Annotated in this window: 13 protein-coding genes; 5 read left to right on the top strand and 8 right to left on the bottom strand. The window is 55.5% G+C overall.

All coding sequences use genetic code 11. The annotated features are described in order from the left end of the window. Positions 1-427: 427 nt before the first annotated feature. Both AB3X98_RS41580 and AB3X98_RS41575 read right to left on the bottom strand, forming a co-directional pair. Positions 428-724: a hypothetical protein gene (locus AB3X98_RS41580; protein WP_368607079.1), complete on the bottom strand. Its 297-nt coding sequence runs from the start codon at positions 722-724 to the stop codon at positions 428-430. 278 nt (positions 725-1002) lie between these two features. Next, the gene (locus AB3X98_RS41575; protein ID WP_368607080.1) at positions 1003-2169 is read right to left on the bottom strand and encodes a porin; all 1167 of its coding nucleotides are present in this window, start codon (positions 2167-2169) and stop codon (positions 1003-1005) included. Positions 2170-2640: 471 nt separating this feature from the next. Between AB3X98_RS41575 and AB3X98_RS41570 the strand changes: the two genes are divergently transcribed. Next, positions 2641-3645 (top strand): GlxA family transcriptional regulator, encoded by a 1005-nt coding sequence (locus tag AB3X98_RS41570; RefSeq protein ID WP_368607081.1) that lies wholly within the window; start codon positions 2641-2643, stop codon positions 3643-3645. Between the two features lie 153 nt (positions 3646-3798). Here the strand turns inward: AB3X98_RS41570 and AB3X98_RS41565 are convergent, their stop codons facing one another. Together AB3X98_RS41565 and AB3X98_RS41560 are read right to left on the bottom strand one after the other, a co-directional pair. Beyond that, the gene (locus tag AB3X98_RS41565) at positions 3799-4548 is read right to left on the bottom strand and encodes a helix-turn-helix domain-containing protein (protein WP_342949652.1); all 750 of its coding nucleotides are present in this window, start codon (positions 4546-4548) and stop codon (positions 3799-3801) included. Between the two features lie 723 nt (positions 4549-5271). Further along, positions 5272-5442: a hypothetical protein gene (locus tag AB3X98_RS41560; RefSeq protein ID WP_176733004.1), complete on the bottom strand. Its 171-nt coding sequence runs from the start codon at positions 5440-5442 to the stop codon at positions 5272-5274. A gap of 929 nt (positions 5443-6371) precedes the next feature. On the opposite strand from AB3X98_RS41560, the gene AB3X98_RS41555 reads away from it, so the two are divergent. Beyond that, the gene (locus AB3X98_RS41555) at positions 6372-6770 is read left to right on the top strand and encodes a hypothetical protein (RefSeq protein WP_368607082.1); all 399 of its coding nucleotides are present in this window, start codon (positions 6372-6374) and stop codon (positions 6768-6770) included. A gap of 752 nt (positions 6771-7522) precedes the next feature. Beyond that, a complete protein-coding gene (locus tag AB3X98_RS41550) occupies positions 7523-8401 on the top strand; it encodes a helix-turn-helix domain-containing protein (protein ID WP_368607083.1) in 879 nt (292 codons plus the stop codon). 1344 nt (positions 8402-9745) lie between these two features. Here AB3X98_RS41550 and AB3X98_RS41545 read toward each other — a convergent pair. After that, positions 9746-10087: a hypothetical protein gene (locus AB3X98_RS41545; protein WP_342922190.1), complete on the bottom strand. Its 342-nt coding sequence runs from the start codon at positions 10085-10087 to the stop codon at positions 9746-9748. A gap of 132 nt (positions 10088-10219) precedes the next feature. Continuing rightward, a complete protein-coding gene (locus AB3X98_RS41540; RefSeq protein WP_368607084.1) occupies positions 10220-10768 on the bottom strand; it encodes a dTDP-4-dehydrorhamnose 3,5-epimerase family protein in 549 nt (182 codons plus the stop codon). A gap of 354 nt (positions 10769-11122) precedes the next feature. On the opposite strand from AB3X98_RS41540, the gene AB3X98_RS41535 reads away from it, so the two are divergent. After that, entirely contained in the window at positions 11123-12124 is a 1002-nt protein-coding gene (locus tag AB3X98_RS41535) for a GlxA family transcriptional regulator (protein WP_368610447.1), read from the top strand. Between the two features lie 259 nt (positions 12125-12383). On the opposite strand, the gene AB3X98_RS41530 is transcribed toward AB3X98_RS41535, so the two are convergent. Next, entirely contained in the window at positions 12384-12677 is a 294-nt protein-coding gene (locus AB3X98_RS41530) for a hypothetical protein (RefSeq protein WP_342922187.1), read from the bottom strand. Between the two features lie 362 nt (positions 12678-13039). Between AB3X98_RS41530 and AB3X98_RS41525 the strand changes: the two genes are divergently transcribed. Continuing rightward, the gene (locus tag AB3X98_RS41525; RefSeq protein WP_368607086.1) at positions 13040-13660 is read left to right on the top strand and encodes a hypothetical protein; all 621 of its coding nucleotides are present in this window, start codon (positions 13040-13042) and stop codon (positions 13658-13660) included. A 242-nt stretch (positions 13661-13902) separates the two neighbouring features. Here the strand turns inward: AB3X98_RS41525 and AB3X98_RS41520 are convergent, their stop codons facing one another. Then, the gene (locus AB3X98_RS41520; protein WP_368607087.1) at positions 13903-14376 is read right to left on the bottom strand and encodes a hypothetical protein; all 474 of its coding nucleotides are present in this window, start codon (positions 14374-14376) and stop codon (positions 13903-13905) included. Positions 14377-14658 lie beyond the last annotated feature (282 nt).

Below are 14658 nucleotides of genomic sequence, written 5' to 3'. Positions count from 1 at the left end.
AAGATGACATTGGTTCCACCTGAGTTAAGGACATCCGGCATCAAATCGACATGGACCAACCTCGCGCGGCGGCTCGTTGGAACGATGGGCCGCGTATCAGCGAAGTGTATTTCAACAGCCTGCTAATGTTTGCTTGAAACGCCTCAGGAAGGTCCGCTCACTCATGGCCGCGCGCTGTGCCGCTTCCGCTGTTGACACTCGATTTCCACAGGCCAATTCGAGATTTCTAGCGGATACCCGCATCAGTCCTTCAATTCGTGCCTCCCGCTGTGCCTTTCTCGCTGGACGATTTCGATAATTCAAAAAGATGTCGGTTGTGGTCGCTCGCATCGCATTGCTTCCATCGCCGCCTGATACAGACATCAGTGCGGAGTCTTTGATAGCCGCCACGCTGCTCACCCGCGTACTCATATGGATCCCCTGTCGATCACTGACGCATCGGTGCGCTTCCCAGACCGGTTAAGCCTTTCCTGGGTGCCTTGCACTTATTCGCACCACCAAATGCAATTTGAAGCGAGCTATCGACAACACGCGCCGCCACGCGGCTCGAAGGTGCTGGTCCGATCACAATAAATCCGCACACCTTCGAGACGAGGTGAGAAATTCCTTGAACACTGAGACCGGCAAGTGCGCACTTTGCGTGCGTCAATCTTAATCGATCCGACAGCTCATCTTTCGGATCAAAATTATCCGTGGGTGAATCATCGTCGTTGCGTCGCATCATAACTTCTTTCTCGAATGGCGCAATAACCCTGTCTGAACCCGCCAATGAATTGGCCGTCCGATGCGCATCTGTAAATCTTGATCTGCGATATCAGCATATATTCTATTCATCGAAATTTGGTTCGCGATACTACGTTATCTTTTCATCCAAAGACGCGACTTCCCATTTCCGGTAGCAAATCACTCAGGGCGAACAAAAGAGGACGGACAGGTGAGAAGCAGAGTGACACAAAAAAAGGCGCCGGGAGGCGCCTTGATCTTTCGAAGAAACTGCGAGGTCTAGAACCGATGGCGCATGCCGATCGTGACCGTGCCTTGCTTCTGTGTGTTCGAGTCCGCGCTCAGCCCGTTCAGATATGCCGACACGTGGCCGGAATTCCGGCTGACGTGCTGGAGGTTTCCTTGCAGATAAACATCGGTGCGTTTGGACAGCGCATAGTCTGCCTGTGCTGATACGGTGTTGTAGATCGGATTCACGCCACCGCCAAGGTCAGTACGCGTATAGGTGTACGCCCCGGCGAAGCTAATAGCCGGCGACAACGCGTAACGCACGTTACCTTCAAAATTCTGGAAGCGCGCACTATTAGCGCGGAAAGCTATGCCGCCGGACGCACCGGATTGGCCCGAGGAGATTCCGCCGCCAAGCGCATCTGACAGGTTGGTTTGCGTATAGACCAAGCCGGCGACAACTGGACCAAATGCGTAGCTCAACCCACCACCGAAGGTACGTTGCCGACCAGCAAGGAAGGTCCACTCACCGGTCTGTGCGCCGCTTGCGCTGGAACTCGGCCCGCTATTCCCGAACACGGTCGAGGTAATGTCGTTGTTCAACTGGAGGTAGCCGGCGGCTACGGTAAGGCCACTCCACGCGTAGGACGCGCCAAAGCTATAGGCCCGATTGTTCGCGAACTGCGTGCTGTTCGAGAATGAATAGGTAGCGCCAAATTTGAATCCTGCGTAGTTGAGGCTGGTGTATTTGACCGTATTATTGAATCTGACTGAGTTGTTCAGATTGTCGTTATCGAATGGATGCGCGGCGATCGTGCCGCCGTATTGGCTACCTGTGATTGAGAGAGGCGCGAGGTAGTCAACCACGCTATCGTACTGCCGGCCAATCGTCACTGCCCCATACTGATCACTCGCGAGACCGACAAACGCTTGTCTTCCGAACATGCGCCCGGATTGCCCGGCAGTACCATTCGCGATACTAAAGCCGTTCTCCAGAGTGAAGATTGCCTTCAGGCCACCGCCAAGGTCCTCCGAACCACGCAACCCCCAGCGACTGCCATTGACCGTTCCACTCTTCACCTGCCACGTATTGGCGCCGCCCCGTACATATGTGAAGCCGGCGTCGATTAGGCCATACAGGGTGACGCTACTTTGCGCCTGGGCTGCCGTCGTCAAAGTAGCAGATAGAACTGCTGCGGCAGCGATCTTGTATTTCATCTTGCAACCCTATGAATGTACGACTCTATAAAAATCCGTCCACCTGGACTGACTTTGGGTTTGGCAGAAGGTCTCTTCCGATACGTTCCCGGCTCGATCCAGTCTATGAAGAGGAAAAGGTCGGACAGCCGGCCAGTTTATGGTCTCTGTATGCTGCGCGACTATATCATCGGGAATACTTCCCCCACATCGCCAAAACGTTCTTCAATTCCGCCATTCTCCTGATTGAAACGTCGGATATCGCTCAGCGACCGCATCGCTACAGCCACTTGCACGTTCGACTTGCGCAGTTATAGTCGAAGCTATCGGTCGGTATGTTAGACCACGGGACGATAGCGATTGAATTGTCGAAAACAGACAAAACTGCGACTGATCTCGCCACAGTCGCGTTTCGATAATTTTCGCTAAGTAGGATGATCCGGTCGTGACGCCGAAGGTCGGATCGGTCATAAAGATTTTCAATAAAATGGGATGAAGATGGGGCCTTTGATCGGGAATTCCGGGACGTTGCAGCCGGGCAAATACCAAGGTGGGGAGCAAAGGCAAATCGGTCTTGTCTTATGCGATCGATTTGCACTGGCCGATATGGCTATCATTGTCGAAGCTTTCCGTGCCTTGAACGCGGCCATGATGAGGCATGAGACACACGCTGTCCGGTACGACGTACGACTCCTCTCTTCGGCGGGCGGCAGGATAACCAGTTCGTCTTCGGTATGTGTCTGGACGGATAGCGTTGAGAGCCTCGTTGCCGCGGACTCGTTCCGCGCGATTATGCTTTCCGGTGGTAGTGGAATCCGCGACTTACTGCGAGACAATCAATTTTCGAGGTGGTTGCATCGCGTGCAGGAGAACTGCGATCTGCTCGTCGCGATTGGCGAGAGCAGCGTTGCCCTCGCACAGATGGGAAGATTGACACACGATATCGCGCTTGCAAGCCTGAACAGTCATCCCTGCAAGAATCGCCAGACTCAGGTGATTTCCGCCGACGGTGCGATTTCGGCTGCGGTCGCGGTCATCAAAGGCGAACACGGCGATGTTATTGCCACGCAAATTGCGAAGTCCATAGATCCACAGTTCAGCCCGGGTTTGACGGATGACATCCGACGCGGCATCGCAGCGACACTCAGTCAACCGATTCAGGATGCAGCACATTGGATCTGTGCGAATGGCAATCGGGATATCTCGCTGGACGAGGTAGCGCAAATCGCCGCTATGAGCAGTCGTAATTTCCTGCGGCGGTTTAAGCAGGAGGTGGGAATGAAGCCTTCGGAGTATCTACTGAAAGTCCGCCTCGACATGGCATGTCGGCTTCTTGCGCAGACCCGTCTTCCGGTCGAAAAGATTGCGCGACGCAGCGGGATAAACGGCGGGGGCAGACTATCGAAACTCTTTCGCGAACATCTTCAACTCACGCCAACCGAGTACCGTGTGGAGCATTCGGATATGGAGCATGACCGGAAGCGATCAGGAGGTTGAACGACGATCGACCGCACCTTTTCCTGTGCGAAAATCCTCACCGGACTCCCGGCGCGCATCGGTCTCGGAGACGAGCCGGAAATTCAACAAGCTGCAGCGAACCGTCAAAAAAAGCGACGCATACCAACACCGCCCGCAAAGCGAGTCGCTGCGTCACGCCAGTTTCTTTTTCTCTCGGTATTCAGTTGGCGTCAGTGAAAAGTGCTTTCGGAAAAGCTTTGAGAGAGAGCCACCACCACTCAATCCGCAGCGGCGGGCAATCTTTTCAACCGGCAAGTCGGTTTCGACCAGCAGCTGGCAGCAGAGCTCCAATCTGGAGTACATGAGGTACTCGGAAGGGGTTATGCCGATTTCGATCTTGAACCGGCGCAGAAAGTTGCGCTCGCTCATCGCTGCGATTTGCGCGACCTCTGCAATCGAGACTGATCTTTCGCCGTTTTCTTCGATCCATCGGGCAGACTCGAGTATGCGTTCGCTCGCACTGTTTGACGCGCGCTCACGCGCTGCTGACATCAATCCGATTTCTTGACGACCGGGCACCGTGATATCGGTAATCGCCCTCGGAATAGTCGCCCCAAGGTCTTGCCTGATGAGTTGTAGCGCACGCTGGACTGGCCCGTTGAATGGCTCGATATAGGCGTGAGCGGGCCTGCGCGCGATACCGTCGTCGGCGTTTCTGCCGGCGGCCCACTGGCCCGACTGAGCTGAAACCCCGGCGATTGTCAGCAGCACCTTCGAGTCTGACATGGGGATCAGGTTGGCGGCCTGGCTGCTGACAATCCGGATGCGTTCCAACGTCGTCTCGTTGCCGGACAGCGCACTGTTTCCGGGTCCGGCGATGAACAGGGCATCAATTGGATCACCCTCATCCGTTTGTTCGAGACTTTCGGTCCAGACAGACACCGCCGATGAGCTCTCGAGTCGGCCGCCCTCGAGGGACGTTAGATGAACGTCGTAGAGCGGATGGACGCTCCTCGCATCGTGGGATAAGGAGTTGCGATTGGCTGCATGGAATACCTCAAGGACCGTCGCAACCTCGGAGAGGCGGAATCCTGAGAAGAGAAGAAAAATTATCCTCTTTCTCAACCCCGGAACTGGAACTTCGCCTGAGTGGCCACCGCGAGCAATACTGTGACTAACGAAATTCACCATCGCACACCCCGATATTAGACCTATTTTCGGCTTTCATTTAGCCGAATTCCTCGAAGGCACTATCGTACCTAACTTACAGTCATTTCCCGCCATCGGTGGCGAAATAGTTACACGTCTTGTCGGACTAGAACTAATCGACAAGAAAGCCAAAGTTTTCGAGATCACGCAAAAGCATTTAAATACAGTGTGTTAGCGATTACTTCGCGTAGGCCTTGAGGAGATTTTCAGTATTTTTTACCTGTCGAATGCTAACTGATGCCCTTCCATTTAATTTCGATCGTCACACACATGCTTTCTGCATTTTATGCAATGCTGCTATCCTTTTAGCCGGGCAGCCCGCGATATGCTATTAGCATATTTCCAAATTAATGTGCGGCCAGCGATCGTGGCTTTATCACATTGTCCGGGGCTGGCGAGAATAAGAAAGATAGGGCGCGCTATCACGGCCACGTGTCCCCAGAGACGAATCATCGACTACGCGGTGCACTTGTATCGTTGGCTCAAGTCGGTTTGCGCGACATCAAGCAACTGCGGCTTGAGCGCGAGGTAGCCATGGCCTGCGATACGGCCCGCCGCTGGCACACGAAACTCAGTGCCGGCATCGCGCAGTGCGCCGGGGTTGCCCGGCGCGAGCCAAGGCAGCATGCAGCGCCTGGAAGAGGCGTTCGTGGCGCTGCACGGCGAGCAGCACGTGTGGTGGCGCCGCGGACGAAATGGCAGTGAGGCTGGACATGCTGCGGCAAGAGCGCCGCGAGAAGGCTGTGTCAAAGCTTCCTGCAGCGGACGTCAGCATTCGAATCCAACGCTGCGCAGGAGCGCCACGGAAGGTTTTCGCAGTTATCCGGGCAGCGAAGGCGAAAAGTCCGGAGTGTTCCGGCGTGGAGCAAGTGCTCGTTAATGCTTCGAGCGCGTGTAATCGGAACGAAATCAGTCCACAACCCATGCTCGGGCGCGAACGGCAGTTGCGGAGCAAGCCGCAGCGCATGCGGTCCTTTCTGTGCTACCCGATCCAATCCGGCCGCACTTTGCCTTGCAATGCCACCGAATGACGGCCTCTGTCAACGCGCCCAACTCGAGGCGAGCGGCTGACGCCGCGCGAGATTGAACAATCGGCGAAGCAGCAGCCGGCAGCCCACATTCGTAAGGATCCCGATGCGACATCAGATAAACCGCCCCTCTCCAACAACGCGGCAAACCTGAGATGAGTCTTCTTCAATACGGAGAGGAGCGCCCCATGGAATATCGGTGCAGGGGCAATAGGTTCCCGCGTGCTCGATTGTCCGCGATGCTCGGTGCAGGACATTCCCAGATTATGAGAAATAGCGAACCCTGCTTGTTACGACAAACGGGCATCGGTGTGCTATCGGCATCCGAAGATAAAAATTTAGGGTTTTCGGGAGTGCCCCAGGACAATTCCCAGGAATTATTAATTCTGACACTTTTTACGGTCGAGATCGCGTAGACTCCCTGGTATTCAATTGCGCGCGGTCCTTCCGGAAGGGCATCATCAAGCGGGTCCGTGTGGCGGTTGATGAAACACCGCCTTACGTTTCACCTGTGGGTGCCAATGACCTATGAAAATCGCAATCCTTGAATCCGATGTCGAAGAGTTAGACAGAACCCTCGAAATGCTTTCTGCCTCCGGGCATTTGTGTTTCGGAGTGAGGAGCGATGACGGCGTGCGGCGGGTGCTTGACGATGTGTCGGTCGATCTGTTTCTTATCGACTGGACGGATCCCGACGGTGTGCGCTACGAGACGCTTACCCACCTCTCGCAGTGCGCGCCCGGTGTACCCGTCGTGTTGTGCGTTGCACCGCATACTCCTGATTCCGTGATCAACTCCGGCATGCAGTGTGGTGCAAGCCTGGTGCTCGAAAAACCTGTACGCGGCGTGGACTCACTCACGTGCCTGCACACCTTGAGCAACGACAGCTTCCCATCGGTTTTCGCCGCAGGCACTCACGTCATGTGAGCGCCGATGGTAGGAACGCGCTCCCGCAGAGACACCCGCCCCTCAACGATGATGTAAGGCCGTTCCCGTTTGCCCAGCCAGCGTTGCTGATCTTCCGTAGTTTGCCCGAAGCCCGTCATGCGCTCACGGACGTGCCGAGCGTGTGCGTGGCTTCGCCCCCGGGTGGACACTTCCCTTGATGAGCTCATACAGGTGGCTTTCAGCGCTATGCCAGAGAGCCTGTAACTGCCTTGCCACCGCATCGGCAAGTGTAAGTGGTCGTGCCGGTAACAGATGACCACAGCGAGCGGACTCGCATGCGGCCGGAATGAGTGCCGCGATATTTGCGATTCTGGATACTTTTCGCGCTTCACTCGCAATAAGGTATTTCAACACCTTGACTGTTGGGTGGGCCACATTTCCCGAAAGATATCGAGCAATAGTGGCGAATAGCATATTTATTGCTTATGATCCGATCTCAGTTCAAAATAGATACATAAATAATTTCTGAATCTGCGCAGTGCGTTCAGCATGCGGCGAATGCCGCCAGACACTTCACGAACGTGTGGTGATTCTTCTTCTTTTTCCATTGGCTTGGGTATTCGACTCAACGTAAGCCAATACGACCATTGAAAAGCGGGGTACTGATGGAGTGCGGAGGTGGCGGTCAACGAAGTCGCGTCGTGGAGTTTTGTGCCTCGCCCGAACCGGGCACAGCCAGGAAGATTGGAGCATTCCTCTGTAGCGGCTTTTCGCTTTCCGGACTGGCGTCCGTGCTTGAGTTGTTTCAGTCAGCCAATGCGCTGGCACACGCGAACTATGCCGGCAATGGACATGCCGAATACGATGTTTCCCTGCTATCCATTACCGGCGGGCGTGTCGAAAGTTCAGCCTCCGTGTCTGTCTGGACGGACAGAGTTGAGGATCGGCATCATGCCGGAAAATTTCACGCGCTGTTCATTGCCGGCGGAGTTGCGCTGCGTCACGTGCTGCGCGATGAGCGCGTGTTACGTTGGCTGCGCCTTGAATGCTCGCGCTGCGAGGCTGTCGTTCCGATCGGGGAAGGCAGAGCGCTGCTGGAAGCGGCAGGAATCCAGTGGGCTGGCAGCGCGTTAGATTGCGTGATCCAAACAAACGCTCGGGACTGTCTTATCGAAAACGAGTTCGCGGACACGAACGCTGCCCCCCTGCGAGAGGCACTCTTGCTGATCGAACTGGACCTCGGAAGCGATCTTGCACGCGAGGTGGCAAGCCAGCTCATGCCGCGTTACCCGCGGACCGGTCCTACCGCGGCGATCCGCACGAATGTCTCAGGCCGGGTGAGCCTGCGCATCCAGGCATCCGTACATTGGTTGGAAGCCAATGGTGATCGCCAGGTGACGATAGAAGACGCGGCACAGGTCGCCGCAATGAGCGAGCGCAATTTTTTGCGTCGCTTCAAGATCGAAATGGGCATCACTCCCTCGGACTACCTGCTCCATATGCGGATCAATATGAGTTGTCGCTTGCTGGTCGAAACCGACCTACCCGTCGACAAGATTGCGCGACGATGCGGGCTTGGCACTGGCGGACGGCTCGCGAAACTGTTCCGCAAACATCTCTCCACGACACCGACGGAGTATCGGACCAGACGCGGTCATACGGTTGGGTAGCATCCCTTTTGCCGGAATACTGCGGCAGATGGGGCCCGCCAGCATAAATGCCGGTTCGGCGCCGGTCTGTGCCGTGCAACGCGAAACGGGAGATTCCCCCGTCGTTTGCGGAAATGAAGACACTCGCGAATGCCAGGAGAGTGGCGGAAATCAGGTAGAGATTGACGTACCGGTTTCGAGGATTTTCGCTTATCTTATGCGTTGTGGTTGAAATCGGCACCCTCGTTTTGTGAGTCCCATTGGGGGCGCCTGACGGAGCGTTTCCGTGTGCTTGCGGGTGAAAGCTGCCTGGGCGCCATGGATCCGATGCGACTGGTCAATCCTGCACTATGCCGGTACAGCGGGCCGCATCAAGATGCCCCCTTTCGACAATCCACAAGTCGCACCGACTATCAACGTCTGCCATGATAATTGCAATCCTCGAGCCAGATATTGGCGAACTTGACCATACCCTTCAAATACTTTCTTCCGTTGGGCACCTATGTTTCGGGACGAGGAGTGATGAAGGGCTGCGGCGCTTGCTTGAAGACGTTTCAATTGACCTCTTCCTGCTTGATTGGAGTGAACCGGACCGCAAACGATATGAAACACTGCGATATCTCGCCCGACGCGAATTCGTCGGGCCTATCGTCTTGCTCACTTCGGCTCAGACCGCGTGCGGTGTAATTAACTCAGGTCTGGAATGCGGAGCGGACGTCCACGTGAACAAGCCGCTCTCCGTAGGAGCGTCTCTCGCTCCCTTGCATGCGCTGAGCAGCGGTCCGTGCTACGCGATGCGTGCTTCGAGCAGTCAAATGATGTGATTCCGTGCAGCACGGCGCGTTCGTCTAGAAGTGCCGTGACGGCTATGGAACGTCGCTTGCCAGGAGATCACCAGTCCATGTTGGCGAGTCCAGGTCGAACTCCCGCCATGAGCTACCGGCCGACTCAAACACCCCATCCCTAATTCCCTGTCCGATCGCGGTTCTCACAAGTGCTTCACTTGACAACCGACGACTCCTCGCCAGTTTGACTCTCGGTATCTCGAAGGCGACTACCATCGCTTCCGAGTCCATGCGAGAGAGCAAGACGTAGAGATCTCTCGAATAGTGAGCCACATAGACTGAACCGTCGAATTCATTTTCGGGAATACGGAAGCTGAAGGAAGAGTTTTTGCCGGAAGTTTCCATTGCGTTCGGTCTCCCCGGTATCGAGCAACTTTCGGGGAAAGGGGTTGATCAAACATCATTTCTTACGTACACGCTTCAATCGGGTCCGAGATTTGGTATGGTATGCCGCCCAGAGACGCGTGATAGCGCCTAGTCAAAGCCTCCTGCCATGCGTGCCTCTAATACCTGACCGACGTTAAATATCTAACACAGCTTGAACCGACAAGAGTGTAATATTAATCAGCATCTTGTCCTCGACGTCGAGAACGTTTGCGTGTCCGCGCAAGAGTTCCGCCATCGAGTCGCCGACCTGTCGAATCTCCAGGTCTGTTGGCCTAGCGATCGGCCATACGTGCATCAGATACGCAAGTGGAATCACATTACGCTCCGTACACCAACGCTCAAAGAGTGCCGCGCAAGAGACCTCTACAGCGCTGAATTTATCGAACTGCGCGTCGCGTGCGGCTTCAGGACACGCGCCTGCACCCGATCGCGAGTCATGGTTGGCTATTTTCGCGATATCGATTGAATGGCTCATATCGTAGAGCTTGTAGTCATGGATGAGTGATCGCTTAACGATCGCTTTCCAACGGGAACGCACCGTCCAGGAATTGGCATCTTAAACACGCCTTTGTACCGATCGGTCGTCACGCGCTGCGGACTCATTGTGCTAAAAGTACTCCGCAACATTAAAGTCAACACAATTGCGCTGCCTCCTGTCTGTGACAGGCAATCCCGCAATACGCCAATCGATGTTGAGATCTGCATCATCCCAGCAAATCGTGCGCTCCGAATCAGCCAGACGCGCCGAGGATGCCTTTGAAAGCACCTCCGCGACGTCTGATCGAACGATGTACCCATGCGCGAATCCTGGCGGTATCCAGAGCTGGCGACAGTTTGATGCTGACAGGGACTCGCCCGTCCATCGCCCAAAAGCAACTGACGTACGACGCAGATCGAGAGCCACGGCGTATATTTCGCCGGAGAGCACTCTCAAAACAACGCCGCGCGGATTTTGAACCTGGTAGGTCAGTCCGATCAACGCATTATGGGGGCAAACAGCCTGCTCATCATGAGTGAAAAGATACCCGTAGGAGACGTTCGCATTGAACCAGTCCTGATCAAAGCTTCTAAAGAACGCGCCTGTTGATCGGGCTTCAATCTGGGGCTCGAATACTTTAACGTCACGAAGGCAAGTATTCCCAAGGCGAAAGGACATCCTTTTTCTCTGTGTGTTCCTGATGGTCTTCTACGATTCCAACTTTTCCGATTCTTCTCTGACTATGCCATGAAATCCACCGAGGCACGTGACTCATACCAGCCAATACGTTATCCGTTTCCGCCAAAGCTATGCAGTTTCGTCATGCACATCGCATGGCACACTGTTGTGCAGACAGTAGATATTCCAGCGAGATAGCACCCGTTGCAATGCATGTGGTTTAAACCGCCAATATATTGGTCTGATCGGCCAAGCATCCGTCGAATTTAATAGCCCATGTATGATGCATCGCGATGAAAATTAAGTCATCGTCACAGGTTATATCAATTTCAAGCACCTGATAACAGTAGAGGGATGAAGATGGGCGACATCGGTGCCGGGGGTGCTGAGAGGGGAAATGTCGTTTCTGGCGCGAGAGGGCCGAAATCCGGAGCCACGAGAAGCATCGGCGTGCTGCTCTACAGAGGCTTTTCCCTACTCTCGATCGGAGTCGTTCCTGAGATCTTTCAGCTCGCCAATGAAATCGCGAAGCAACAATGCAATGGCGGATTACTCTATGACGTCAAGCTATATTCCGCACAGGGTGGCGATATTGAGTGCTCGTCCTCTGTCAACGTGTGGACACAGGAATGCGACACGACGAAAAGTGGGGGCTTTGATGCACTATTTATCGCGGACGGCAGCGACTTGACCGAAGTGACGCGCGACGAGCGTGTTCGACAATGGCTTCGGGTCACCATTCCGGCAACGAAAATCGTTTCCGGAATTGGAAAGGCGGCGGATCTGATCGACATGATGCAGCTCCGTCCCGACTCGTACCACAGCGGTCTGCTTCAACTCGATTCTGATGCGTCTCCCACAAAAATTCCGACCAGCCGGGGAAATCGCTATGAACCGACCAAGACGGCTCTTGCGCTTATCGGATGGGATCTCGGTCCGGAAGCAGTGAGAGACATCTCACGCAAGCTCTCTGGAAATGGTTTTGCAACGCTTACCCCTCTAATAGCTGACGCGCGAGCTGACACTGCAATTGAGAAGGTCCGTGCATCCGCTCGCTGGCTTAAGGAGAACTGCAATCGGCCGATATCTGTAAGCGACGCGGTCAACATCTCGGCTATGAGCGAGCGCAATTTCCTTCGATGCTTCAAGCAGGAGATAGGCGTCACGCCTTCCGAGTACCTGCTGCAGGCACGACTTGATCTGACCTCGCGCATGCTGGCAGAGACCGATTTCTCAATCGACAGAATCGCGAAAAGTTGCGGCTGGACAAACGGGGATCGTCTCGCAAAGATCTTCCGGCGGCGATTCTCCCTGACACCTTCTGAGTTTCGGCAACGTGAACGACGCAATTCGTAATGCGAGTAGAAGTGCGTCTACAACGAATGACGCTCAAGGTTCCCCTTCACCCCCCCGGGGGTAAGATCAGTTCGTCGCACCATAGAGGAAGATCTTGAGGATTCTTCTTTCCCTGCGCGCGTCTCCTCGCGCGGATGCTTGCTTCGAGCACCCTGCTTCTGCCCAGATCGGATCATTCTCTGGAAATTCAGGCTGTTCGTGCGCCATGCAATCGATTTCGCCCAAATGACGGCTCTGCTGCATGGGCAAGTGACAGCAGCTATTTCTTGAGTGGATGCGTATCCCCCACTACGGGGAAAAACGCGTTCCACACCGCTCGTACGCCCTGTGCGGCGGCAGCCTGCGCGTCCATGTGCTCGCTGTCGGCCGAGTCCCCCGGATCCGCACTCAGACCACGCCAGTGCGTGAACGGAACCACGGGTTGCTCCGTCCAATGTCCGTCGATAAAGCGGGAGAATGCCGTATCTCCGGTCGTGAGCCTGACTTCGTACCAGCCCTCACGGGCCGGCGCATAGTCGTCCAATGGGAACCATCCTGTGGTATCGATTTCCATTTGTGCCCCAGATTCGAAGCCATTACGCATGCATGACAGCACGCGGCGTACCTGTTTCCGCCAACGACACGCAGCATGCTGTGGCCGCGAATACCATCATGATAGAACCCTGCGGACTGCGTAATCACCGGCATGATGATAACCATGCCATCCGCGATGATGCCCCTCCTCTCGCGCAACTCCCCTGATGTTGTCTCTGGTTGCGATGACTTCACGCGTCGCGAGATTCGCAGCGGTCAGCATAGCGACCCGGGCACTAACCTTCAGTTTGCGCATAGACTGTTGGAGATGCATTTCGCAGAACCACACGCGGGCGCTATGATTGGCCAGTCATAGTCCGAAGGGAAAGGGAGTTCATCGTAATGTTGAGCTTACGTATACATTTCTGGTCGATCGCGGCAACCCTGATAGCGTTTGTGGCGTCACTCTGGATCAATCAGGAGGTGTTTGCGCATACGTCGTTTGTACGGGGCATCAACTGGATATTCCTTCCTTCCGGCATACGGCTTTTGAGCACGCTACTGGTTGGTGCCGACGGTTTCCTTGGCTTGCTGCTTGCTGGTCTGTTAACGGATTTTCTTTACTGGTTCCCGCATGACCCTGTGAGAGCGATCGCTGGCGCGATACTTGGGTCAGCGGCTCCGTATCTGGTCTACAGGTTCGCGAGAGAGTATTACGGCTTGCGCGCATCGTTGACGAATCTCACGCCGACCCGGCTTCTTGTGCTCGCCGTCGCGTATTCGGTCGCGAATCCGCTGTTACATCACCTCTGGTTTGCGTTGACCGGTGCGACGGAGCATTTCTCCGAAAGCCTGTTCAGCATGTTTGTGGGCGACCTCGCCGGCACGCTAATCATGCTGTATGCGATGAAGGGATTGCTGGCTTTGCTCCCGAAACGGCCAGGCGATTCCCGCCTCACGAACGGGATGTTCAGCATTCACGTTGCACTAACGAATGCATATAACAATCAGGCTCCACGCTAGCGTGACGAAGGGGTTGCGATGAGGCGCAATCGCAGCCCGTCTCGTGGCGCTATGTACGATTGTCGCCATCGTGCGTCTCGACGTGGTGTTGCACCCAGGCTGCAGTGTCGCGATTCGCGACGACCGCTAGGCGCACTCAATGCTGGGCGGCCTGCCCCGACTCACGCCCTCAATCCCGCAAGTGTGAGAGCCTTCAACGGCCCTGTTCGAGCCCGGACGGGCCGTGCGCCCCATATCTGCCGTCAAGCCAGGCGGTTGTTGTAGGCGAGATCAAGGGCTAGCCGGATCCTGAACATGCCGTCGGTCATGCGTGAGGACTGGCTGGGATGCCTGGGCAGCAGGGCAAGCGTGCCCTTCACGATATAGACGAGAATCAGCGCGCCCAGCAGATCGCCCACAAACATCGTGAAGAAACTCTGCAGGATGTCCTGCGTACTGCCCGTCATTGCGAACCAGAGATGATGCAGCGTCGAGTTCGTGAGTGCGACAGCAAACGCGAGCACTATAAGGCGCCTTGGCGTGAGATTCGTCAGCGACGCCTTCAGGCCATAGCGTTCCAGGGCGAGGCGATGGACCGCGTACGGGCCGGCCGAACTGAAGATCGCGCCCGCGATTGCCCGCACGGGGTCGTTCGGGAAGTAATGAAAGAAATCGACCAGCAAGGCGGAGACCAGCAGCCCGATCGCACCGTCCGAGCCCAGCAACAGCGTACTCAAAAGCCGGATGCCAGTCGGAAGATAGTTCCACTTCCACCCAACGCGGAAACGCGGCATGCAGGAAGATCAGTTCATCGACCCAGAGCGTCAGCACATAGACAAACACAGTCCCAGCCATCCGTTGCGAGTCGACTTCGGCATCCTCGTCGTTGAGCTAGAGAGCGTCAAGCAGCATGGCCGGTCAGCGACAACTATCTTGGCCGGTCAACGGGGTAGTTGTCGTTGGGTATCAGGTCATATTTGACGTTGCTCCTTCATAGTTGTCGTTGCGTGATCGTGTAG

The organism is Paraburkholderia sp. BR14312, assembly GCF_040948675.1.
In the GTDB taxonomy this organism is placed as follows: Bacteria; Pseudomonadota; Gammaproteobacteria; order Burkholderiales; family Burkholderiaceae; genus Paraburkholderia; species Paraburkholderia nodosa_A.
Note: the sequence above shows the minus strand (reverse complement) of the source record. Positions and strands in the feature narration are given on the sequence as shown.

Bases quoted from the DNA above. Each gene is read 5' to 3' on its own strand.
- AB3X98_RS41555 (WP_368607082.1), top strand. From the start codon at position 6,372: ATGAAAATCGCAATCCTTGAATCCGATGTCGAAGAGTTAGACAGAACC.
- AB3X98_RS41575 (WP_368607080.1), bottom strand. From the start codon at position 2,169: ATGAAATACAAGATCGCTGCCGCAGCAGTTCTATCTGCTACTTTGACG.
- AB3X98_RS41580 (WP_368607079.1), bottom strand. From the start codon at position 724: ATGATGCGACGCAACGACGATGATTCACCCACGGATAATTTTGATCCG.
- AB3X98_RS41570 (WP_368607081.1), top strand. From the start codon at position 2,641: ATGAAGATGGGGCCTTTGATCGGGAATTCCGGGACGTTGCAGCCGGGC.
- AB3X98_RS41525 (WP_368607086.1), top strand. From the start codon at position 13,040: ATGTTGAGCTTACGTATACATTTCTGGTCGATCGCGGCAACCCTGATA.
- AB3X98_RS41540 (WP_368607084.1), bottom strand. From the start codon at position 10,768: ATGTCCTTTCGCCTTGGGAATACTTGCCTTCGTGACGTTAAAGTATTC.
- AB3X98_RS41535 (WP_368610447.1), top strand. From the start codon at position 11,123: ATGAAGATGGGCGACATCGGTGCCGGGGGTGCTGAGAGGGGAAATGTC.
- AB3X98_RS41545 (WP_342922190.1), bottom strand. From the start codon at position 10,087: ATGAGCCATTCAATCGATATCGCGAAAATAGCCAACCATGACTCGCGA.
- AB3X98_RS41530 (WP_342922187.1), bottom strand. From the start codon at position 12,677: ATGGAAATCGATACCACAGGATGGTTCCCATTGGACGACTATGCGCCG.
- AB3X98_RS41560 (WP_176733004.1), bottom strand. From the start codon at position 5,442: ATGCTGCCTTGGCTCGCGCCGGGCAACCCCGGCGCACTGCGCGATGCC.